Genomic DNA, 23649 nt, shown 5'->3' with positions numbered 1-23649 from the left:
GGTTCCCTGTTGCTCGCGTTTACAAAGGAATGGTCCGATGAACTTCTCACAGTTCTTCATCAAGCGTCCCATTTTCGCGGCCGTTCTCTCGCTGATTATCTTGATCGGCGGAGCCGTCTCGCTCTTTCAACTTCCCATCAGTGAATACCCTGAGGTAGTGCCGCCCACGGTAGTGGTTCGCGCAACTTTCCCGGGCGCCAACCCAAAGGTGATCGGCGAGACCGTGGCAGCTCCGCTGGAGCAGGCCATGAACGGCGTCGAACATATGCTCTACATGTCGTCCCAGGCTACCGCCGATGGCAAGATGACCTTGACGGTCACCTTCGCGCTGGGCACAGACCTGGATACGGCGCAGGTGCAGGTTCAAAACCGCGTAACCCGTACCCTACCCAAACTGCCTGAAGAAGTGCAGCGCTTGGGCGTAACGGCTGACAAGGCTTCACCAGACCTTGCGATGGTAGTGCATCTCACCTCGCCTGATGAGCGTTATGACATGCTCTACCTGTCCAACTACGCGCTAATCAACATCAAGGATGAGCTATCCCGCTTGGACGGTGTGGGCGATGTACAGCTGTTTGGCATGGGTGAATATTCACTTCGCGTATGGCTCGATCCAAACAAGGTAGCTTCCCGCGGCCTCACGGCCACTGACGTAGTGAACGCCATTCGCGAGCAGAACCGCCAAGTAGCGGCAGGCTCCCTGGGCGCTCCGCCTGCTCCCAATGCGAACAGCTTCCAGCTGGCCATCAATACACAAGGCCGCCTGGTCAATGAGGAAGAGTTCGAGAACATTATTGTACGGGCCGGTGCAAACGGTGAAATCACCCGTGTGAGGGATATTGCCCGTGTTGAGTTGGGCTCGAACCAATACGCCCTGCGCTCGCTATTGGACAATAAACCCGCCGTCGCCATACCGATCTTCCAACGCCCCGGCTCTAATGCGATCGACCTGTCCAATCAGGTACGGGCAAGGATGGCTGACCTCAAGAAGAGCTTTCCGCAGGGCATGGACTACTCCATTGTCTATGACCCCACCATTTTCGTTCGCGGCTCCATTGAGGCGGTTGTACATACGCTGTTTGAGGCCATCATACTGGTCGTCCTGGTTGTAGTGTTGTTCCTACAAACCTGGCGCGCTTCCATCATTCCGCTGGCAGCTGTTCCGGTTTCCCTGATCGGCACATTCGCCCTGATGCACCTGTTCGGGTTTTCGTTGAATGCCCTTTCTCTTTTTGGGCTGGTATTAGCGATCGGGATTGTGGTGGATGACGCCATTGTGGTGGTCGAAAACGTCGAGCGGAACATCGGGCTAGGCCTCTCACCGGTTGCCGCGACCCAGCGCGCTATGCGAGAAGTAACCGGCCCCATTGTTGCCACCGCTCTAGTGCTATGCGCCGTGTTTGTACCGACTGCATTCATCTCGGGGTTAACGGGACAGTTCTACCGGCAATTTGCGCTGACAATTGCTATTTCAACAGTCATTTCAGCCTTTAACTCACTTACGCTCTCCCCTGCACTGGCTGCCGTATTGCTCAAGGGACATGATGCGCCCAAGGACCGTTTTTCTCGTCTACTGGATCGCCTGCTGGGCAGCTGGCTGTTCGCACCGTTTAACCGCTTCTTCGAGCGCGCCAGCAATAGCTATGTAGGTGTAGTGGCTCGTGTGCTTCGCCGCGGATCGATTGCCCTGGTCGTCTATGCCGGTCTGATGGCACTGACTATTTTTGGTCTGTCGAGTACGCCAACCGGCTTCGTGCCCCAACAGGACAAGCAATACCTGGTGGCTTTCGCCCAATTGCCCGATGCCTCTACGCTGGACCGCACCGAGGACGTCATCAAGCGTATGTCCGACATTGCGCTCAAGTATCCGGGCGTGGAAAGCACCGTCGCCTTTCCGGGTCTGTCCATCAATGGTTTTACCAACAGCCCCAACAGCGGCATTGTCTTCGTGACACTCAAGCCATTCGAGGAGCGCAAGGACCCGAACCTATCCGCTAATGCGATTGCAGGCGCACTCAACGGCAAGTTCAGTTCAATCCAGGACTCGATCATTGCGATCTTCCCGCCTCCACCGGTTCAGGGCCTGGGTAGCATCGGCGGCTTCCGTGTTCAGGTTGAGGACAGGGGCAATCTGGGCTACAACGAGCTGTTCGTCCAAACGCAGAACATCATTGCGAAAAGCCAAAATGTACCGGAACTGGCAGGTCTGTTCTCCAGCTATCAGGTTAACGTTCCTCAAATCGATGCTGATATCGACCGAGAGAAAGCCAAGACCCACGGCGTTGCGATCAGCGACATCTTCGATACGCTGCAAGTCTACCTGGGCTCGCTGTATGCCAACGACTTCAACCGCTTTGGCCGTACCTTCCAGGTCAACGTACAGGGTGATCAGCAATTCCGTCTTGAGCCTGACCAGATTGGCCAGTTGAAAGTGCGTAACAATTTGGGCGAGATGGTGCCACTGTCTACGTTCGTCAAGGTAAGTGACAGCGCCGGCCCCGATCGGGTAATGCACTACAACGGCTTTATTACCGCTGAAATCAATGGCGCACCAGCTCCGGGCTACAGCTCCGGCCAGGCACAAGCGGCCCTGGAAAAGCTCATGAAGGAAGAGCTGCCCAATGGCATGACCTATGAGTGGACCGAGCTGACTTACCAGCAAATCCTCTCGGGCAATACAGCCTTCCTGGTCTTCCCACTGTGCGTACTACTGGCCTTCCTGGTGCTTGCCGCACAATACGAGAGCTGGAGCTTGCCGCTCGCCGTGATTCTTATCGTACCGATGACGCTCCTGTGCGCCATCACAGGGGTCATCCTGTCTGGCAGCGATAACAATATCTTCACGCAGATTGGCTTGATCGTTCTGGTCGGTCTGGCCTGTAAAAACGCCATTCTGATTGTGGAGTTCGCCAAGGATAAACAGGAGGAAGGCATGGACCGTGTGGCCGCCGTATTGGAAGCGTGCCGGTTACGTCTACGCCCAATCCTGATGACCAGCTTTGCCTTCATTATGGGTGTAGTGCCTCTGGTAACGTCTACCGGTGCCGGTGCCGAGATGCGCCATGCCATGGGCGTCGCGGTGTTCTCCGGCATGCTGGGTGTGACCTTCTTTGGCCTGTTACTGACCCCATTGTTCTATGTGCTGATCCGTGCGTTCGTAGAGCGTCGTGCTCAGCGCCGCGTCGCCGCACAGGAGGTGCTGTCATGAGAATCTTCGTTCCAAGTTTACTGGCGCTTGCCTTGAGTGCCTGCGCCGTAGGCCCAACCTATCAGACGCCCCAGACCGAACCGGCTCAACTACAGGCGGCGGCAGGAAAGCAGTACGATCGCTCCCGCTTCGAGGCGCAGTGGTGGCAACAGTTCGAGGATCCAACCCTCAATCAGTTAGTGGCTCGCTCGATAAGCGGCAACCGGGAGCTTCGGGTGGCCTACGCACGACTGCGCTCAGCCAGAGCCCTGCGTGATGACACTGCCAATGACCGTTTTCCGGTGGTAACCAGCCGCGCCAGCAGCGAAATCGGCAAGGCGCAGCAGCCAGGCTTCACGGACAAGCGTACAAATAACGAGCGCTACGACCTTGGGCTGGACATGGCCTGGGAGATTGATCTTTTCGGGCGGATCCAACATCAACTGGAGGCCAGTGATGCCCAGGCTGATGCGGCGCAAGCAGAGCTCAATCAGCTACAGGTCAGCCTGATTGCGGAGCTTGTGGACGCCTATGGCACGCTCCGCGGCGCTCAACTGCGGGAGCATATTGCTCAGGAAAACCTGAAGAACCAGCGCGCCTCTCGGCAGTTGACCCAAACCCTGGATGAAGCTGGCATAGGCAGCCAACTGGATGTCCTGCGGGCCGATGCACGCCTTGCCGCTACCGAAGCCACTCTGCCGCAACTGCAAGCAGAAGCGGCTCGGGCGAAAAATCGAATAGCGACCCTGATGGGTGAACGACCAGAGGCGATGAGTATCGATCTCTCCCCCAGGCCACTTCCCGCAATTGCCAAGGCACTTCCCATTGGGGACCCTGCCGAACTATTACGCCGCCGGCCGGATATCCAGGCGGCTGAGCGTCAGTTGGCCGCTGCTACTGCAAACGTGGGCGTAGCAACGGCAGATCTGTTTCCCCGGGTTAGCCTGAGCGGCTTTCTAGGCTTTACGGCTGGACGCGGTTCCGAGATCGGATCTTCGGCAGCCCGTGCCTGGGGCCTTGGACCTACCTTGAGTTGGCCGGCCTTCAACCTGGGCAGTGTACGAGCACGCTTGCGTGGCGCCAAGGCAGATGCCGACGGCGCAGTGGCCAATTACGAACAGCAGGTACTGCTTGCCCTTGAGGAAAGCGCCAATGCCTTTACTGATTATGGCAAGCGCCAGGAACGTCTGCTTGCCCTGATTCGTCAGTCAGAGGCCAGCCGGGCAGCCGCTGACCAGGCGGCTATCCGCTACCGGGAAGGTGGTGTCGACTTTCTGGTGCTACTGGACGCGGAGCGCGAACGACTTGCTGCCGAAGATGCCCAGGCCCAAGCGGAGGTTGAGCTCTATCAAGGCATCGTGGCGATCTACAAAGCTTTGGGTGGCGGCTGGGAGATTCCCAGCGCCTGACCCTATCGGTTAAGGGCGGCCATGTCGCCCTGGCCCGCGGTTTTCCCTGCTCCTTGGGCCGCGGGCTTTTTCTTTAAGCCTTTACGGCTCATTCCTGGCGAGCGGATCGTGCTGGAGTTCAACAGCATTCCAACCACCGCCCATCGCGGCAATCAGCTGAACACTGGTTACCAGGCGACTACCCAGCAACGTCAGGTTGGTACGCTCGTTGTTTAATGCTGTGGTTTGTAGCGTCACCACATCCAGATAATCGATCAAGCCTGCACGGTACTGGTTTTCAGCCAGACGCAGCGACTCCCGCGCCGAATCCAGTGCCTCCTGCCTTACGCCAGACTCCTGATTGAGAACGTCCAGCTCAACCAAGTAATCCTCAACCTCCTTGAATCCGTTGAGTACGGCCTGACGGTACTGCGCAACGGTCTGGTCATAGGATGCTTCGGCCTGCTCGACCTGTGCACGGCGCGCGCCGAAGTCAAACAACGTCAGATCGAACGCTGGACCAATGGACCAGTAGCGATTGGGCGTACTGACCAGATTGCCCCACTGACTGTTCCGGTAACCGCCCGATGCTGTCAGGGACAGCGTCGGGTAATACGCCGCCTTGGCAACACCTATCTGGGCATTGGCAGACATTACCTGGCGCTCGGCTTGGGCAATATCCGGGCGGCGCTGCAACAGCTCGGACGGCACACTGGCTGGGATACCGGGTACGGTCGGTACCGTTTCCACTGCCGCCAGACTGAACTCGGATGGCGGAACACCAATCAACACGGCAATTGCATTTTCCAGCTGCGCGCGCTGATACTTCAGGTCAATCGCATCTGCCTGGGTGCTTTTAAGCTGGGTGGTTGCCTGGGCTACATCGGAGCGTGTAGTCATACCGGCGCGGTATTGGTTTTCAGTAACCCGTAATGACCGTTCATAAGCCTGCACCGTAGCATCCAGGAGCCGTTGCTGGGCATCCAGAACCCGCAATTGCAGATAGTTCTGTGCCAGCTCCGATTGCAGGCTTAACTTGGTAGATGCCAACTCAGCCACGCTGGCTTGCGCCGATCCTGTTTGGGATTCCACGCTTCGGCGGATACTACCCCACAGATCGATCTCCCAACTGGCGCCGAGGCTGGTGGTGTAGCTATTGGAGACACCTGAGCTGCTGGCGCCTTGCGGCAACGTGACGGTCGTTCCTGTCGATGTCTGATACTGATAACTCGAACCGCTCCCACCCCCCTGTCCCGAGCGCGTCGCTCCAGCGCTGCCTGTAAAGGTAGGTAGAAAGGAGGCGCGAGCCTGACGAACCAAGGCACGCGCCTGACGATACTGGGCCTCGTATTGAACCAGGGTCTGGTTGGAATTTTCCAGGCGCTGCATCAGATCATCAAGGGTACTGTCCCTATAAACATCCCACCACTGCCCGCGGTTGATGGCATCGTTGGGTTTGGCCATCTGCCAGCCTTCCGCATGTTTGAATGCTATCGGCGTAGTAACCTGAGGGCGCTGGTAGTCGGGCCCTACCGTACAGCCGCCCACGGCTAACGCGATGGCCAGTCCCAGGTAATGGGGACGAGCTAGAAACGACATCATGATGATTTCTCCATGGGCGCATGCGTACGCGAGCCTGCTCGGCGCCCCGCCAGACGGCGGTTAAACCAATGACGCAGGCGGTCCAGATACAGGTAAATAACGGGAGTGGTATATAACGTCAGCAATTGACTGCCAATCAAGCCACCAATGATGGTAATACCCAGCGGCCGACGCAACGGTGCATCCCCACCCATCCCAAGAAGCAATGGCAAGGCACCTAGCACTGCAGCCAGTGTGGTCATCATGATGGGGCGGAAACGCCTCACGCAGCCGTCCAGAATCGCCTCACGAGGCCCCAGCCCCAAGCGCCGCTCGGCATCCAGGGCAGAATCCACGATCATGATGGCGTTCTTTTTGACGATACCAATTAGCAGGATCACACCAATAAGTGCAATCAGGGTGAACGGGGTATTGAACAGCTGCAGGGCCAGCAATGCTCCGACGCCTGCCGAGGGAAGCGTCGACAAGATCGTTAACGGGTGAATATAGCTCTCATACAACATGCCAAGCACGATATACACCGCGACCAAGGCCGCGACGATAATCAAGGGCATAGCACTCTGGGACTGTTGCGCCATGCTGGCATTACCTGCAAAAGCGGTCTGCAAGCCGATCGGCAGCTTTAACGGGTTAATAGCGTCACGAATTGCGTCTCTTGCCTGACTGATGCTCACCTCGGGCGCAAGATCAAACGAGAAGGTCGAAGCGGCAAACTGACCGTCGTGGGCAACCCGCAACGGCGCATTACTGAAACGATAACGGGTGAAGCTTGAGAGTGGCACGCGATTACCTTCTCTGGTAATTACATAGACCTGGCTCAAGACATCAACGCTCTGCCTGTATTGATCTGCTACACCAAGCACCACGTGGTACTGGTTTCGATCTTCGTACATAGTAGAAACCTGCCGCTGCGAGAACGAATTGTTCAGCACGGCATTGATCATCTCGATATTTACACCGTAACGGCTGGCCGTGTCGCGGTCGATATCAAGGGTCAGCTCAACCCCCCTGTCTTGCGAATCGCTATTTACGGAAACGATTTGCGGGACCTTTCGAAGAGCAGCCTCGATCCTTGGATTCCAGGTCCGTAGCAGTTCCAAGTCATCACTTTTGACTGTGAACTGATAAGAGCCATTTCCTTCACGCCCCCCGGACCTGAAATCCTGCGATGCCACCAGAAACAGGTTAGCGCCCGGTACCTGAGCCGCCGCAGCCTTGCGTAACCGCATTGCGACCGTCTCGACGGGCTCACGCTGGGAGATATCCTTAAGTGTAATGAAGAACGAACCGCTGTTGGTCGATGAGCCACCCGGGCCTCTACCGCCTGTAAAGCCCAGGACATTATCCACTGCAGGATCAGCCATCAGTACGTTTCGGTAGGCCTCCATCTTGCTCTGCATACCGCTAAACGAGATACCTTGATCGGCTACGGCATAGCCCCGAAGACGACCCGTGTCTTGATCCGGCAGAAATCCCTTGGGCACGACGGCATACAGATAGAAGTTCAACACAATCGTGGCGATCAGGATCAACAGCATAAAAAACGAATGGTCCAGCGCCCAGGCAAGGCTTGCCTTGTAATAACGGGCCATAGCGGCAACCAAACGACTGGTCTTCTGTTCTGTGGGCGTCTCCTTACGAGGTCGGTGCGCCTTAAGAAGCCTGGCACAAAGCATCGGGGTGAGCGTCAACGACACGACCATCGAGACCAGCACGGCAACAGACAACGTTACCGCAAACTCTCGAAACAGACGGCCAATAATACCCGTCAGCAGCAGAATCGGCAGGAATACTGCTACCAGCGAAAGGCTCATCGAAAGAACCGTGAACCCCACCTCGCGTGCACCTAACAACGCTGCCTGATAAGGCTTTTCGCCCTCTTCGATCCGTCGGGCAATATACTCCACCACCACAATGGCATCGTCGACCACGAACCCGGTACAGACGATCAACGCCATAAGCGACAGGTTATTGAGTGAAAACCCGCACAGATACATCACTGTAAAGGTGCCTACCAGTGAAATTGGCACGGCAATGCTGGGGATCAACGTCGCACGAATGTCCCGCAGAAACAGGTACACCACCAGAATGACCAGGGCAATGGAAATAATCAGCGTAAACTCGGCCTCATGCAGCGAATCGCGGATGCCGGGGCTGCGATCATCCATGATGCTCAGCGTGACGTCCTTGCCTAATGTCTCCTGTAGCGCTGGCAACTGTTCACGGATACCGTCAATGGTCTCGATGATATTGGCGCCGGCCTGACGGGAAATCAGAACGAGCACCGCTGGAGAATTGTTGGAGAAACCGAGGTTTCGGGTGTCTTCGACTGAGTCGGTAATAGTGGCTACATCATCCAGACGCGCTACTTGTCCATTACGGGTGCGAATAATGAGCGGTCGATAGTCACTCGCCTTGTTCAGCCGGGAATTGGCGTCGATTTGCCAATGCAGATTGCCATATTCAAATGCGCCTTTGGGCGAATTGGAGTTGGCTGCATTGATCGCGGTACGAACATCGTCTAGAGACAAACCGTAGTGGTTGAGCGCATCCGGGTTCAGATCAATCCGCACGGCCGGTGACGAACTGCCGCCCACGCTGACCTGACCGACACCTTTGGCTGAGGCCAGCTTGAGGGCGATCGTATTGGATGCCAGATCGTAGAGCTTACCCTTGTCCAGCTTATCCGACGTAAGCGTCAATACCATGATGGGCATATCGGCCGGATTGATCTTGCGGTAGGTCGGGTTGCTGGGCATTCCCGTGGGCAACGAAGGAACCGCCGCATTGATGGCAGCCTGAACCTCACGCGCGGCACCATCGATGTTTTTGTCCAGATCAAACTGGATGATGATGGTGGTACTGCCCTGAGAGCTGGTAGACGTCATTTCAGTAATGCCCGAAATACGTCCCAGTGAGCGCTCCAGAGGTGTGGCCACTGAAGATGCCATGGTCTCGGGACTGGCCCCTGCCAGGGTGCCGCTGACAACGATAGTGGGGAAATCGACCTGAGGCAGCGGCGCAACCGGCAGCAGCCTGAAGGACAGCCAGCCGGATAGAACAATAGCCAGCGTCAACAGTAAGGTAGCAACCGGCCGCTGAATGAATAGTGCCGAGAAGCTCATCGAACTTCCCCAGAGAAATCCATATTATGTCGATAACGCCAACGGTTGAATCGTGTTGCTACTCGGCCGAACGCCAGGTAAATGACCGGCGTGGTGAACAGGGTCAACACCTGACTTACCAGAAGGCCGCCCACCATGGCGATACCAAGCGGCTGGCGCAGCTCAGCACCTGCGCCACTGGCCAGCATGAGTGGCAAGGCGCCTAGCAGAGCGGCCATTGTCGTCATCAGGATCGGCCTGAAACGGAGCAGACAGGCCTGATAGATGGCCTCTTCCGGTGTTTTGCCCTCTTCCCGCTCGGCCTCAAGCGCAAAGTCGATCATCATGATGGCATTCTTCTTGACGATACCAATCAAGAGGATAATGCCAATAATGGCAACCATGCCGATGTCCTGCCCGGCAATCCAGAGCGCCAACAGCGCACCCACTCCCGCTGAGGGCAGTGTCGACAGAATCGTGATGGGATGAATAAAGCTCTCGTAGAGAATCCCCAGCACAATGTACATGGTGACAACCGCCGCCAGGATCAGCAGAAGCGTGCTCGACAAGGACGATTCGAACGCCAGCGCTGCACCCTGGAAATGAGTGTCAATAGTCGCCGGCATCTGAAGGTCTTCCTCAGCCTGGCGAATCGATTCAACGGCTTCACCAAGCGACACGCCCTTGCTCAGGTTGAACGAAATCGTCGCTGCTGGCAGCTGCCCCGCATGATTAATTGCCAGAAGCGTATTACGCTCTTCCACATGGGCGATAGCTGACAGCGGTACCTGCCCGTTGGTAGTCGTGGTCGTGCCGTTGATAGTCGTCGTTGTCGAGCTGGGCACATAGATCTGTGTAAGCGCCTGCGGTCCAAGCTGGAATTGCGGGCCCACCTCCAGCACAACCCGGTACTGATTGGACTGGGTGAAGATGGTCGAAACCAGACGTTGACCAAACGCGTTATAAAGCGCGCTATCGACATTACTCAGGCTTACGCCCAGACGCGAGGCGTTATCGCGGTCGACATTGATGTAAGCCTGCAAGCCGTGCGGCTGCAAATCACTGGCGACTTCTGTTAGCTGCGGCAGCGTTTGCAAGTGCTCGACCAGTTTCGGGACCCAGGTCTTGAGCGTCTCCAGGCTTGAGTCGACCAGACGGAATTGGTACTGCGTACGGCTGACCTGATCTTCCACTGTCAAATCTTGCACAGGTTGCAGGTAGAGGTTCATGTCAGGCAGATCGGCCATTTTATCCTGTAACCGCGTGATGACCTCTGACGCCGACACATCACGGGCATCGTGGGGCTTGAGGTTGATCAACATACGGCCGGTATTCAAGGTCGGGTTATCGCCATCAACCCCAATAAAGGATGACAGGCTGTCTACAGCTGGATCTTTCATGATGATAGAGGCCAGTGCCTGTTGCCGCTTGGACATGCCCTCAAAAGACATGCTTTGCGGCCCCTCGGAAATCCCCTGGATAAGGCCTGTATCCTGAAGCGGGAAAAACCCCTTCGGCATAAATAGGTAAAGCACGGCAGTCAGTACCAACGTGCCTACCGCGACCAACAGTGTTAGTGGTTGATGGCGAAGAACCCAGCGCAACCCTGTGGAGTACCGCTGAATCATCCCATCGATGACTGCCCCGGCCTTGCGTGAAAACGCGCTCTGCTTGTCTTCCGGCACATGGCGCAACAGCTTGGCGCTGAGCATTGGCGTCAGGGTCAGCGAAACCACGCAGGAGATCAGAATCGATACAGCCAGCGTAATGGCAAACTCACGGAAAAGCCGCCCGGCGATATCGCTCATGAACAGGAGCGGTATCAAGACGGCAATCAACGAAAAGGTCAGCGAGATAATGGTAAAACCTACCTGCTTGGAGCCCTTGAGTGCTGCTTCAAGGGGTGACTCACCCTCTTCCAGATAACGGGCGATGTTCTCGACCATGACAATGGCGTCATCAATGACGAAGCCAGTAGCAATAGTAAGTGCCATCAATGACAGATTATTGATGGAGAATCCCGCCAGGTACATGACGCCAAACGTACCAACCAGCGATAGCGGCACGGCCACGCTGGGAATCAGCGTGGCCGAGAAATTACGCAGGAACAGGAAGGTCACCATGACCACCAGCCCGATGGCCAATACCAGCTCAAACTGAACGTCACGCACCGATGCCCGGATGGTAGTCGTGCGGTCAGTCAATACCATCACGTCCAGGTTTTCCGGCAGGGTCTCTTGTAGGGTTGGCAGTAATCGCTTGATCTGGTCGACAACCTGAATGACGTTCGCGCCAGGCTGCCGTTGAACATTCAGGATAACCGCAGGCGTCTCGTTAGCCCACGCGGCCAATTTGTTGTTTTCAGCCCCGTCGATAGCTGAAGCAACATCCTTCAGCCGTACTGGCGCGCCATTCTGATAAGCGATAACGAGGTTTTTGTACTCATCGGCTGACTGCAGCTGATCGTTCGCATCCAGCGTTGATGAGCGCGTTGGCCCGTCAAAGCTGCCTTTGGGTCCATTTTGGTTGTTATTGGCAATCGCCGTTCGCAAATCCTCCAGGCTCAGCCCATAGGCTGCCAGTGCGGTTGGATTAGCCTGTACCCGAACAGCAGGACGCTGCCCACCCGACAGGCTAACCATCCCGACCCCGCTCACCTGTGCGATTTTCTGAGCTAACCGGGTTTCTACCAGATCTTGAATCTTGGGCAACGGCAGACTGCTACTGGTGATAGCCAATGTCAGGATTGGCGTATCGGCTGGATTGACCTTGCTGAAGATAGGCGGCTGCGGCAAGTCATTGGGAAGCAGGTTATTTGCAGAGTTGATGGCTGCCTGCACCTCCTGCTCCGCCACATCGAGGTTACTGTCCAAACTGAACCGCAACGTTATGACGGATGCGCCCCCGGAACTGGTAGAAGACATTTCTTCCAGGCCCGGGATCTCACCCAACTCAGATTCTAACGGCGCCGTAACGCCTGAGTTCATGATCTCAGGGCTGGCTCCCGGATAAAGGGTTTTGACCTGGATCGTGGGGTAATCAACCTCTGGCAAAGAAGCCACAGGTAGTAATCGGTACGCAATAATACCTGCCAGCAAAACGGCGACCATCAACAGCGTGGTCGCTACCGGACGAAGAATAAAGAGACGAGACGGGTTCATTCCCCGGCTCCGCCGCCTAGAGTTGCCTCATTGGCGTCCGGGTTTGTCTTGGGCGTTGTCTCAGCGGTCGGTTGGGTAACTTTTACTGTCTGGCCGTCACGCAAGCGATCCAGCCCTTCAGTTACAACAGTTTCTCCATCCTCCAGGCCTGAGCGGATCTCTACCTGCTCGCCTTGAATTTCGCCTAGGCTAACCTTACGGGTTGCAACCGTATTGCCCTCGCCTACAACAAAGACATACGGTCCCTCGTCATTACGCTGAATGGCCGAGATTGGAATGACAATGACATCGCTCAGCTCCAGTGCATGCAAGCGGACATTGACGAACTGATTGGGAAACAGCGACTCATCCTTGTTATCGAAGCGTGCCTTGAACTTGACCGTACCGGTGCTGGTATCGATCTGGTTGTCGACCGTTACCAGTGTGCCGGTAGCAAGAACCCTGTTCCGTCCACGGTCCCAGGCTTCTACCGCCAGCGGTTTGCCTGTCGCCATCTGCCGGCGCACAGTACTGAGCTGATCCTCCGGCAAGCTGAATGTCAGCGCTATAGGTTTGGTCTGGGTAATGGTCACGATAGGTGTCGTGTCACCGCTGGCAATCAGATTACCCACATCGACCTGACGCAAACCCAGGCGGCCACTAATAGGTGCCTTAACTTCGGTAAAGGTCAGATTCAGCTTGGCATCAGCCACTTGGGCTTCGCTATTCTTGATAGTGCCCTGATATTGCGCCACCAAGGCTTGCTGAGTGTCCAGGGTCTGCTTGGCTACAGAGTCTTCCTTAAAGAGCTGGCGATAACGCTCAAGGTCAATCTGTGCATTCTTTAGCTGAGCCTGATTCTCCTGCAGCGTGCCCTGGGCCTGAGCCAGAGCGGACTGATAGGGACGCTGGTCGATCACAGCCAGCACCTCTCCGGCCTTGACCTCTTGCCCCTCGGCAAACAGTACCTTGGCCAACTGACCATCAACACGCGCACGGACCTCCACCGTGTTATAGGCCGTCACGGTACCCAGTGCATTGAGATAGACAGACAGCGTTGTTTTTTCTGCCTTGCCGGTGCTCACGATCATGTCCGTCGGGGCCATAGAGCCACGACGCCCTGTGCCAGCGGGTCCTTTTTGCACCGTTTGCGAGGAACTACCGCTGGCAGGGTCTGCCTGCTCGGAGGGCTTACCTAGAAAGTGCCATGCAGCTGCAGCGCCAACGGCTAACACCACAACAGCAATCAGAAAAGGAAATTTGGAGCGAGAAGGCTTGGAATTGAGGGAATCGCTCATGAACGCCACAGCAATAAGTTTCGGAAAGATAACGGTAAGCCGCAGGGCTCATCAGGCCAAGCGGATTTACGCGTTGTTTACATACAAGATTGGATGGTGCGGAGCAGCACGCAATACACTGCCGCCAGAATGTCATAAGAATATGACGGAACGCCGAATGTTGTCCTTTATATCTCAAAGGACAGGCAATCCTCTTGGATCACATCCGGACCTCCATAAAGGCCCGGATGTTATTTTCTATGCTTACTTCAGTGCTGCAATAGCCGCCTCGTAATCGGGCTCTTGGCCGATTTCCGGTACCAGTTCGCTATGCAGAACCTTGTTGTTCTCATCCAGGATGACCACGGCGCGAGCAGCCAGGCCAGCCAGCGGACCGGAAGCGATAGCAACGCCATAATCGCTCAGGAACTCACGACCACGTAGGGTAGAGAGGTTGATTACATTCTCAATACCTTCAGCGCCACAGAAACGTTTTTGGGCGAAAGGCAAGTCAGCAGAAACGCACAGGATTACTGTGTTTTCCAGCTTGGCGGCTTCAGTATTGAACTTGCGAACCGACATAGCACACGTCGGGGTGTCCACGCTTGGGAAGATATTCAACACCTTGCGCTTGCCGGCAAAGCTTTCCAAGGTAGTATCAGCCAGATCACCGTTGACCAAACTGAACGCCGGTGCAGACTGACCTGCCTGAGGCAGAGTACCTTCGACCTGAACTGGATTACCGCGAAGAGTGACTTCTGTCATGACCTGTTTCCTGCAAATTGAATGGAACATCAAGTAAACACGCTTCCCCTTTGGCTTTAAAGCCTCAGGATCAGTTTATTGCAAACAACCTATGCGCCTAGCCAACTGCCAGTATCCAAAGGGTGTTTCAGTTGCCCGGCCGAAGGGGACCGGGCAACGTAACTCAAAAGTCTCGCTTGTAGAAAAAGTCCAGCGAGCTGGCAACGCCACTGGCTGCCTCAAGGTACAGCTGTTTAGTGAGCTGATAACGCAAGGCAACCGTATTAGCGGGCTCAAAGACGCCTACACCATAGCGTAGCGCCAATCGATCGGTAATATTGCCCGACGCTACGACACTGGTCTTGTCCCCAGTGCCCTCGGTATCCAGTTGGAAGTTCTGTACGCCCAGGCGTTGCGCCAGCTCCCCAGCGGTGGATGACCCACCGGCGAGGCCCAATGCAAGGGCAGCCTGTCCGAGCACGTTGTTCTCACCCTCATCATTGCCAGTCAGCGGTCGGCCTAGAACAATGTAGGCCAGGGCTTGCTCCTGCCCCATCGCAGGGTCCGAAAACACCTCAATGCGAGGCTGGTCCGCCAAGCCAGATAAACGCAGGCCTGCTGTTACATCGTCTACCACGCGTACAGCCTCTATATCCAGGAAGGGTTGTGCAATCGGGCCCTGGAAGAAAATCCGAGCACGCCGGATAGTGAGCCGCTGCCCATAGGCACGATAGCGACCATCGATAAGTCTGGCCTCACCATGAGTATCCAGGTTGTCGCCTATATGCAGGTTCCCCTCAAGATTGGCTGTCAGACCAAACCCGGAGAATGTGAGCTTGTCCTGTCCCACCAGCACATTCACATCCATGGACACCTGAGTTTCTTGCTTGGGTACAGGCGTCTCCTGCCCCACGATGACCGCATCATTGGACACTTTTACAGTAGAGGGCGGTAACTCGCGCACAGTAATGGCACCGCTCGGTACACGCACCGTACCCTTCAAAGCCAGGTTGCCATTCTGCATGATAACCGTCAGGTCAGGCGCTACGACAAGGCCGGCATAGGGCTCGACAACAACCGGAAGACGGTCACCACGTACCGCCACATTCATATCCAGGCCGTTAGCCCAGGATACTGTTCCACTCACGTTACCCTGCCCCTGCTCGCCACTACGCCAGCCACCACTTAGTTGGGCTTGACTCCCCGCAATCAAAGCGCTTAGTCGCAGGTCCTGAAGGCGCATTGGAACAATGCCTCCTCCAACCTGGCCATTACTCAGATCGATGCGGCCATTGACAAAAGGTTGAAGCAACGTGCCACTTACTTGGCCACTTCCGTCAATCCTTCCTTCCAACTGCTCGATCCCGGAAACAAAACCTTTGGCAACAGCCACATTAAGTCCGCTCAGATCGAAGCGGCCTAAAACAGGCTTGTCTTCAGGCCGAGGGTCAATTTGTGCGTTCAAGCTCAGAGTGCCTAACTGCGGTCCACTAAAATTCAGTAAGGCGCGTACATCGTTCGGGCGCAACGTACTGTTCAGCTTGAGCGTATCGTAGGCAAAATTGGTCCACTGCCCGTCAGCATTGCGTGCCCTAAATGTTCCTTTACCGGCATCGACCGTAACCGTACCATCTGGTCCGCTCTCAGGAAGATCCAGGCGAATATCGGCATTGAGCGCACCCTGCCAACCGAAGTCTTCCGGCAAGAAAGGCGCCAGCCCTGCCAGATCAAAGTTACGCAGATGGTAGCGTAGCCGTGGCTCAGGCATCAGGCGCTGATCCTCCCCACAAAGCGAGGCTTGACCCGAAAGCCAGCAATGCTGTCCTAAAGTCAGCTGTCCAGTCGCCAGCCGCTCGAGGGTGGCAGGACTCCTCAAGCGCCAGTCCTGAGGTCCGCTCTGGATAGCCCCGCGCATAAGTCGCCCCCGCCAATTCATTGCCTCATCAAGCACGCCCTCCAGGGCAAGCCCCAGATTTACTAGCGGCCCTTTGACATCGAGTGTCACTGCCTGTTGGCGACGGTTGCCCTGCCCGTCAAGGGCCACACTTCCAATATCGCTGGTGCCTGCCCGTACCCCAGCGCCCCGTAATTGGATGCGCCCTTGCTGGCGGGCGTCCAACGTACCATTAAGACTCAAGGTCGCCAGGCGATTGGTTTGATAGGCAATATCTCGCCCGGTTAACACCAGCTCCCCCTGAGGTGCCTGCTGTGTTCCGCGTAAATCTACTTTTCCGTTAATAGCACCTGCCAAGTCCGGCCATAGCTGTCCAAGGCGTGACAGATCGATATCCAGATGCCCTGTCCACTGGTCAGCTAACTGCCCGCTTCCCTGAATGCGATTGTTACCTAAGCGCACAGCCAAGTTATCGAGGTTCCAACGGTTGTCCTGTCCACGTGCCTGTGCTGCCAGCTGAGCGGGCTGGCCCCGTAGCTGCCCTTGAAGGCCCAGATCAGCCGTCAAACGCAATTGCTCGCCTTTGATTTCACCTTCACTCCGCAGCGGACCGCTCAGATTGCCAGGTAACTGAGCAACCCAGAATGCTGGATTGAACTGGCTGAGGTTCAGGTTCGCTTTCCAAGCAATACCCTCGGCAAACCTGACATTTACCTGTCCCTCGGCACGCCCCTGGCCAGCACGCAGATCCAGCGACGGCAGATTGATCTGCGTCAGATCACCGGTAAAGGGTGTCACTAGGGTGAAATCGCCTGCGGGCCCCGTCAATGCGGCATCGAGATTCCCGATGTAGCGCTCATCGGCATATTGCACCTCGCCTTTCAACCGCCGCAGCGCTACGGGCGGCTCTTCGATCTCGGGATACAAACGACGCCATGGAAACTCATTCCACTTAATGGCGGCATTCGCATTGAGCCCTTCCGACCAGCCCGCTTTGCCACTTAAGACGACTGTGCGTTGCTGACCCGCATCAAGTGTGAGTCCTCTAAGATCCGCACCTTCTGCTGTTACGGTGCCGTCAAGTTTCAGGGCAACTTCGCCCCCGTCCCCAGGCAGCACAGACGTTCCCACTAATTTGTATCCATCAGTAAGGGTACCGTTTGCAGTCAGGTCGAGCTTGTTAAAAGTCAGGGTCTTTGGCAGATCCTTTGCGGGCTTGAAGCCAGTAGCGGTCAGATGCAGCGAAGCAGGTAAACCGTCTACCAGTGGCTGAATTTCTCCTGTCAATTCGCCGGGCAGATACCCGCTACTGTCTGCTTTGAGATTCAAACGGTCTTGCAGATTGCCTTCCACATGCAAAGCGAGCGGCCAGTCCTGCTGATCGGGCGCGGGTAGTCGCGCATTGGCATCAGCTGTAAGTGGCCACTGCCCGGAAGGCTGTACCGTTCCGGTAAGGCTGAGCATCATGTCATCACGATGAACCTCCAGCTGCTCAATGACCAGCCCCTCATCCTCCCAATGAGCGCGCAGGGTGGCTTGCGCGAACTGTTCATTGCCGTCCAGCGTAAAGCGCCCTATACGAACATCACCTAGCTTAATGGCCAGGGGCAGCTTGAGATCAGGCAGGGTAATCGGGCCTTTATCCGGTGTTTCGTCCTCACTGGGCGCAAGGGCAAGATTAACCTCGCGGGCCACGAGCGTATCGATACACAGTGTTCGCTTAAGCAGGCAGCCAGGCGACCAGGCGAACTCAGGAGAAACCAGCCTGACTTGCGTACCGGCCTGCGCCCACGTCAGCGCCTCTGCCTGCCAGCGACCTCCTAGCCGGCCGGTATAACCTTCTACTGTAAGCCCAGGAACCTGACCCAATACCCAACGACTGCCAGCTTCGGTCCCTAGCAGGATCGTCACGCCCAGAACGAGAACAACAACAAGCGCCAATAGCGTAACGCCAACAATCTTGAGCGCACGCATCATAATTCCGGTCCCATCGAGAAATGCAAACGAAAGCCACCTTCTTCATCAAGGCCATGGGCCAGATCGACACGTATAGGTCCTACAGGCGAAACCCAGCGGACACCTACTCCCACACTGGTTTTAATATCAGGGTTATCAAGCGCATTGAACGCTCCCCCCTGGTCGACAAAGGTTGCAAGCCGCCACTTATCTTTAAGCGGATATTGATACTCAACGCTGCCCGCGACCATGTATCGTCCTCCGATCCTGTCTCCGTCGGAGTTCGTGGGCGATAACGTCTGGTAGTCATAACCCCTGACGCTCTGATCACCACCGGCAAAGAAGCGCAGCGATGGCGGAATCTGCTTGTATCCATTGGTGGCGTTGCCGCCGACCTGAACTCGCCCGAGCAGCCGGTGCCCACCGGCAAAGGTGGTCAATCCACGTGCCAGCGCGGTCACATGCACCATGTTGGCGTCGGACACGATGCCCTCTTTGGCAGCCGAGACACCAAATTGCAGTCGGTAACCATGGCTAGGATCGATCCGATTGTCGCTGCGCAGGTAGGAATAATCGACACCCGGCATGAGCAGTGTCGACAGGCCCGAGTCATCTCCTAGCCGGTATTCCTCTCGCTGGAGCTTCAGGGAGAGCACCCGCGTCCATCCACTGGGCAATTTGCGGTGCCATTCAGGCCCGACGGTGAGCAGGCGACTCAGCGAGTCGTCATCAGCGATTTCTTCATATTGATACCCGCCCGCCAGACGAAACTTGTCGTTAACGGGATCATGTCCGGGAATGTCATACCAAGCACCAATGTTCTGGCGTGGCGCGGAAAGCTCCATTTCTGCGCCCAGGCTATGCCCTTGGGCGTTGAGCCAATGTCGATCCCATGTGGCGCGAACCCGGGGGCCAACATCTGTGGAATAACCAAGCCCCAGCCCCAACGTGCGTGGCTTGCGGGTGGTCAGGTTCACCATGACCGGGATCGTCTGGTCTTTGGCATCTGCCGGAATAGCATTGACACGCGCACTGTCGAAATAGCCGCTTCGGAGGAGCGTCTGCTGAAGCTCAGCAAGGGTTTCCGAATCATAGGGCTCGCCTGGCTTGAACGGCACCATGCGATTGAGCAGGTCTTGATCGAATGGAAAATCCCCTTCGTATTCCACGTGACCCAACCGGTAGCGAGGCCCGCTTTCGTAAACCAGCGCAACGTCTGCATAGCCGGCCTGCGGGTCAATGATCAGTTTCTGCTGGGTAAAGCGGCCACTGAAGAATCCATAGCGTGCAGCCTGGTTCTGGATCAGGGTCTTGGCATCCTCATAGAAGCCATGATTGAGCTGAGCGCCAGGCTTCAGATTGGCACCATCGGGCGCTTTGAAGGACTTGAGCTGCCGCGCCGGACCTTCTACGCGGATATCCACCTGGCGCAATCGAACAGGCTCCCCGGTCTGGATATCCAGCACCAGGCGAGGCGTTGCTCCAGGTTCGACACGACTGTCAATTTGCGCATGGTAGTACCCCAGCGCCTGAGCAGCCTGTTCTGCCTGAGCCTCAGCCGTGCGTCGCAAACGCTGCAAGGCCACTGCATCACGGTCGGCAAGACTACCGATATACGCCGAGATATTATCTCGTAGGGCTCGGTTATCGGGCGTAACGCGTACGGTGAGTTCGGCCGCTTGGGCCGTGGCGACGCAGCTCATCAAAAGCAGGCCGGCAATACTGAGTCGGAGTCGTAGATAAAAAGTCATGACGCGATGCTACCGGGCGAGTGGTCGTGAGACAAACGTAGCGTCGTAGCGTTCATCAGGTGTACCAGCGAAGCGGACTCGTCATGAGGCCGTTCTATACGCTAGGATGACCATTTTACCGAGAGTCTTCTCTACCCATGAAGATTGTTTGCTTCAATATCAACGGTTTGCGAGCACGGCCGCACCAGCTTGCCGCCTTGATCGAACGTCACGCGCCCGATGTTATCGGACTTCAGGAAACCAAAGTCTCGGACGATCAGTTCCCACTGGCTGAAATCGAGGCGCTAGGCTATCACGTTCACTTTCATGGGCAGAAAGGCCACTATGGAGTAGCACTACTGTCACGCCAGGCCCCGTTGGAAATTCACAAGGGCTTTCCCAACGATAGTGAAGAATCGCAGAAACGCTTCATTTATGGCGTATATGCAGACCATAACAACCAGCCTATCGTGGTCATGAATGGCTATTTTCCGCAGGGCGAGAGTCGGGATCACCCTGTAAAATTTCCTGCCAAGACCAAATTCTATGCTGATTTGCAGGCGCTTCTCGAACAGCACTACTCGACCAGCACACCTTTGCTGCTGATGGGTGATTTTAATATTTCGCCTGAAGACTGTGACATCGGCATTGGTGCCGACAATGCCAAGCGCTGGTTGCGTACGGGTAAGTGCAGCTTTTTGCCCGAGGAGCGCGAATGGCTGGCCAAGCTTAAAAACTGGGGATTGGTCGATAGTTTCCGTCACCTTAACCCGGTTACTGCAGATCGTTTCAGCTGGTTTGACTACCGTAGCAAAGGCTTTGAGGCTGAGCCCAAGCGAGGGCTTCGCATCGATTTGATCCTGGCTTCTGAGGGTGCCCAATCTCGTCTCAAGGATGCCGGTATCGATTACGATATCCGAGCCATGGAGAAACCCTCAGACCATGCACCGATTTGGGTTGAACTGAGCTGATCGTAGGGAGTGGCCCGCGTCAACGGGCCACTTATAGAGATATACTGGCAAAAAGACACTTCTGTAACGTTTTTGTCATTTGTCCCCTTTATGCTGCCCGCGTCTCATTCCAGGGTAGCTGTAGGAATATGCATTCCTCCCGTCAGGATTCCATCCGCTGGAGCCGTCTTCTTGCCGGAGCGCTCCTTGGTCTTGTCTGCACTGTCTCATCATGGTCAGTCACTGCCCACACGCTGCCGCTCCCCACAGATGGCAGCAGGGTATTAAGTATTCATGGTTCTAATACGATCGGCGCCCAGCTCTCTCCGCTCATGGTCGAGGGCTTTCTCAAGGCACAGGGCTTCGATACCGTAAACAGCCAGCCCGGCAGTCATGAAAATGAGCGTGTCATTATTGGCAGACGCGCCAACGGCGATCAGGCTCGTATCGATCTGGCCGCGCACGGATCGAGCACCGGCTTCGCCGACCTTATTCATAGCAATACAGACATTGCTGCCGCGTCACGCCCTATCAAAGATAGCGAGGCGATTGAGTTAAATCGCCTGAGCAACTCGCGTAACGCTGGCTCTGAGCATGTTATCGGTATTGATGGCATCGCCATCGTCCTGAACCCAGTTAATCCATTAACGGCGCTTTCAACCGATGATCTGGCGCGTCTCTTTTCAGGCGACATCAAAAACTGGAAAGACCTCGGCGGTCTGGCAGGCCCTGTTCATCTTTATGCACGCGATGATCAATCCGGGACCTTTGATACCTTCAAGGAACTGGTCATGTCATCCCATGGCAAAAGCCTTTCTCCTGCCGCCAAGCGTTTCGAATCCAATGACGAGTTGTCTGCCGCTATCGGCCAGGACCCTTATGGAATCGGCTTTGTAGGGCTCGCCTCCATAGGCAAGGCAAAAGTGGTTTCGATCTCTGACGGACAGGCACTGCCGCTGCCGCCCACTGTCGCAGCTGTTGCTACAGAAGATTATCCCCTCTCACGCCGCCTGTTTTTCTACAACAAACCTGATGAGAAAAACCCTTGGGTACATGCCTTCATCCGCTATGCTCAAAGTCCGGAGGGGCAAGGCTGGGTTAGCAAGAGCGGATTTGTTGCACAAGAAGTGGTCGCGGTCCAGCCAACCGTGCCTGCAGACGCGCCCGAAAGTTATCGCCAACTGGCCACGCATGCCCAGCGCCTTTCGGTGAATTTTCGCTTTGCCGAAGGGAGTGCCGTGCTGGACAACAAGGCCAACCTCGATATTGAACGCCTTTTGGCTTACCTCAAGGAACACAACAAGCTCGATAAGAAAGTCGTCCTGATTGGTTTTAGCGATACAAAGGAAGATCCAAAGCGAGCCGAGCTGCTTTCCAAGCTGCGCGCCATGGCCGTACGCCGGGAGCTTAATAAAGGCGGCGTCCTGTTCCATGACATAGCAGGAATGGGTGACGCTCTGCCTGTCGCAGCCAATAGCAATGAAGGCCGGATGAAGAACCGGCGCGTGGAAGTCTGGGTCTACTAGTATGACGCAGCCAATAGCTTCGTTACCTTCAACCCTACCTCTTAAGGAGGTGTGACGCCGGGCCCCTCTGACGATCACCTGATCGCCATGTCGGAGTCACCTAAACGACATCGACAGGATCGATCATGCCTGACGCATTTGATTTCCTGACCACCCCTTTCATGGGCGCTGCCGTATGGCTATGGCTGAGTTTTCTTACTGTTGTCGTGCTGCTTCTGATATTTGATCTAGGGGTATTGCAGCGCGATCATCATGAGATAGGCATCAAGGAAAGTCTGCTGATGTCAGCAGGCTATATTTCGTTTGGCATCGCCTTTGGCGGCTGGATCTGGTACGAGTTTGGCCCTACCCGCGCGCTTGAATACTACACAGGGTATCTGGTCGAACAGTCGCTTTCGATGGATAACGTGTTTGTCATGGCGCTGATTTTTAGCTTCTTTCAAATTCCCCGTAAATATCAGCATGAGGTGTTGTTCTGGGGGATATTGGGCGCCATTGTCATGCGCGCGATCATGATCGGTATAGGAGCAGCACTGGTACAACGCTTCGACTGGATTCTTTACGTCTTTGGCGCGTTCCTGCTGATCTCAGGCATCAAAATGCTCTTCAGCCGGCATGATGATCAGCCTGACCTTGCGCAAAATCCCGTGTTGCGCTTCCTGCGTAAGCACATTCGCGTAACGGATCAGCTTCATGGTGATCGCTTCTTGATACGCCAAGAGAAAGAAGGCTCCGGCAAGGCACTCGTTTATGCCACCCCGCTTCTACTGGCGTTGATCCTTATCGAAATGGCCGATCTGGTATTTGCAGTCGATAGCGTTCCGGCAATTTTTTCGATTACCCAAGAACCCTTTATCGTCTACACCTCGAATATCTGCGCCATTCTGGGCCTTCGTGCGCTTTACTTTGCATTAGCCGCGATGATCAGCCGATTCGCCTACCTAAAATATGCCCTGGCACTCGTGCTAATTTTCATTGGCGCCAAAATCTTCGCACACTCGCTCATTGGCCCAGTCCCTGCTCCGCTGTCTCTAGGCGTAACATTTGGCCTACTGGTAGGCGGCATCGTGCTATCGCTTTTCAAAACCCGTAAAAGCAGAGAGCCGCTTAAAGCGGATACCCGCGGAAGCGGTTCTGGAGATTCCTAGGAA

Annotated in this window: 12 protein-coding genes; 5 read left to right on the top strand and 7 right to left on the bottom strand. The window is 55.7% G+C overall.

The window, feature by feature from the left end:
• Positions 1 to 37: 37 nt before the first annotated feature.
• Positions 38 to 3208: an efflux RND transporter permease subunit gene (locus IEX86_RS04350; protein ID WP_188864868.1), complete on the top strand. Its 3171-nt coding sequence runs from the start codon at positions 38 to 40 to the stop codon at positions 3206 to 3208.
• Entirely contained in the window at positions 3205 to 4596 is a 1392-nt protein-coding gene (locus IEX86_RS04345; protein ID WP_188864867.1) for an efflux transporter outer membrane subunit, read from the top strand. Before IEX86_RS04350 ends, IEX86_RS04345 begins: the two co-directional genes overlap by 4 nt.
• 81 nt (positions 4597 to 4677) lie before the next feature.
• On the opposite strand, the gene IEX86_RS04340 is transcribed toward IEX86_RS04345, so the two are convergent.
• The 7 genes from IEX86_RS04340 to IEX86_RS04310 all read right to left on the bottom strand — a co-directional run bounded on the left by IEX86_RS04340 (position 4678) and on the right by IEX86_RS04310 (position 20043).
• Positions 4678 to 6177: an efflux transporter outer membrane subunit gene (locus tag IEX86_RS04340; RefSeq protein ID WP_188864866.1), complete on the bottom strand. Its 1500-nt coding sequence runs from the start codon at positions 6175 to 6177 to the stop codon at positions 4678 to 4680.
• Entirely contained in the window at positions 6174 to 9302 is a 3129-nt protein-coding gene (locus IEX86_RS04335) for a multidrug efflux RND transporter permease subunit (RefSeq protein ID WP_188864865.1), read from the bottom strand. Before IEX86_RS04335 ends, IEX86_RS04340 begins: the two co-directional genes overlap by 4 nt.
• Positions 9299 to 12442: an MdtB/MuxB family multidrug efflux RND transporter permease subunit gene (locus IEX86_RS04330; RefSeq protein WP_188864864.1), complete on the bottom strand. Its 3144-nt coding sequence runs from the start codon at positions 12440 to 12442 to the stop codon at positions 9299 to 9301. The genes IEX86_RS04335 and IEX86_RS04330 overlap by 4 nt, the downstream gene beginning before the upstream one ends.
• Positions 12439 to 13719, bottom strand: a complete 1281-nt coding sequence (locus IEX86_RS04325) for an MdtA/MuxA family multidrug efflux RND transporter periplasmic adaptor subunit (protein WP_188864863.1) — start codon at positions 13717 to 13719, stop codon at positions 12439 to 12441. The genes IEX86_RS04330 and IEX86_RS04325 overlap by 4 nt, the downstream gene beginning before the upstream one ends.
• Before the next feature lie 243 nt (positions 13720 to 13962).
• Positions 13963 to 14463, bottom strand: coding sequence for a thiol peroxidase (gene tpx, locus IEX86_RS04320; RefSeq protein WP_188864862.1), 501 nt, complete (start codon positions 14461 to 14463; stop codon positions 13963 to 13965).
• Positions 14464 to 14626: 163 nt separating this feature from the next.
• The gene (locus IEX86_RS04315) at positions 14627 to 18313 is read right to left on the bottom strand and encodes a translocation/assembly module TamB domain-containing protein (RefSeq protein ID WP_188864861.1); all 3687 of its coding nucleotides are present in this window, start codon (positions 18311 to 18313) and stop codon (positions 14627 to 14629) included.
• Positions 18310 to 20043 carry an autotransporter assembly complex protein TamA gene (locus IEX86_RS04310; RefSeq protein WP_188864860.1) on the bottom strand — a complete coding sequence of 578 codons (1734 nt, stop codon included), beginning with the start codon at positions 20041 to 20043 and terminating at the stop codon, positions 18310 to 18312. Before IEX86_RS04310 ends, IEX86_RS04315 begins: the two co-directional genes overlap by 4 nt.
• Before the next feature lie 137 nt (positions 20044 to 20180).
• On the opposite strand from IEX86_RS04310, the gene xthA reads away from it, so the two are divergent.
• The 3 genes from xthA (at position 20181) to IEX86_RS04295 (ending at position 23646) form a co-directional block, all read left to right on the top strand.
• Positions 20181 to 20993, top strand: a complete 813-nt coding sequence (xthA, locus tag IEX86_RS04305) for an exodeoxyribonuclease III (RefSeq protein WP_188864859.1) — start codon at positions 20181 to 20183, stop codon at positions 20991 to 20993.
• A 128-nt stretch (positions 20994 to 21121) separates the two neighbouring features.
• Complete coding sequence (locus tag IEX86_RS04300; protein ID WP_188864858.1) at positions 21122 to 22498, top strand: substrate-binding domain-containing protein; 1377 nt, start codon at positions 21122 to 21124, stop codon at positions 22496 to 22498.
• Between the two features lie 125 nt (positions 22499 to 22623).
• Positions 22624 to 23646 (top strand): TerC family protein, encoded by a 1023-nt coding sequence (locus IEX86_RS04295; protein WP_188864857.1) that lies wholly within the window; start codon positions 22624 to 22626, stop codon positions 23644 to 23646.
• Positions 23647 to 23649 lie beyond the last annotated feature (3 nt).

The organism is Pseudomonas asuensis (genome assembly GCF_014646755.1).
GTDB lineage: Bacteria > Pseudomonadota > Gammaproteobacteria > Pseudomonadales > Pseudomonadaceae > Chryseomonas > Chryseomonas asuensis.
Note: the sequence above shows the minus strand (reverse complement) of the source record. Positions and strands in the feature narration are given on the sequence as shown.

Coding starts and splice junctions, on each gene's coding strand:
- IEX86_RS04350 (WP_188864868.1), top strand. CDS start 38: ATGAACTTCTCACAGTTCTTCATCAAGCGTCCCATTTTCGCGGCCGTT.
- IEX86_RS04345 (WP_188864867.1), top strand. CDS start 3,205: ATGAGAATCTTCGTTCCAAGTTTACTGGCGCTTGCCTTGAGTGCCTGC.
- IEX86_RS04340 (WP_188864866.1), bottom strand. CDS start 6,177: ATGATGTCGTTTCTAGCTCGTCCCCATTACCTGGGACTGGCCATCGCG.
- IEX86_RS04335 (WP_188864865.1), bottom strand. CDS start 9,302: ATGAGCTTCTCGGCACTATTCATTCAGCGGCCGGTTGCTACCTTACTG.
- IEX86_RS04330 (WP_188864864.1), bottom strand. CDS start 12,442: ATGAACCCGTCTCGTCTCTTTATTCTTCGTCCGGTAGCGACCACGCTG.
- IEX86_RS04325 (WP_188864863.1), bottom strand. CDS start 13,719: ATGAGCGATTCCCTCAATTCCAAGCCTTCTCGCTCCAAATTTCCTTTT.
- tpx (WP_188864862.1), bottom strand. CDS start 14,463: ATGACAGAAGTCACTCTTCGCGGTAATCCAGTTCAGGTCGAAGGTACT.
- IEX86_RS04315 (WP_188864861.1), bottom strand. CDS start 18,313: ATGATGCGTGCGCTCAAGATTGTTGGCGTTACGCTATTGGCGCTTGTT.
- IEX86_RS04310 (WP_188864860.1), bottom strand. CDS start 20,043: ATGACTTTTTATCTACGACTCCGACTCAGTATTGCCGGCCTGCTTTTG.
- xthA (WP_188864859.1), top strand. CDS start 20,181: ATGAAGATTGTTTGCTTCAATATCAACGGTTTGCGAGCACGGCCGCAC.
- IEX86_RS04300 (WP_188864858.1), top strand. CDS start 21,122: ATGCATTCCTCCCGTCAGGATTCCATCCGCTGGAGCCGTCTTCTTGCC.
- IEX86_RS04295 (WP_188864857.1), top strand. CDS start 22,624: ATGCCTGACGCATTTGATTTCCTGACCACCCCTTTCATGGGCGCTGCC.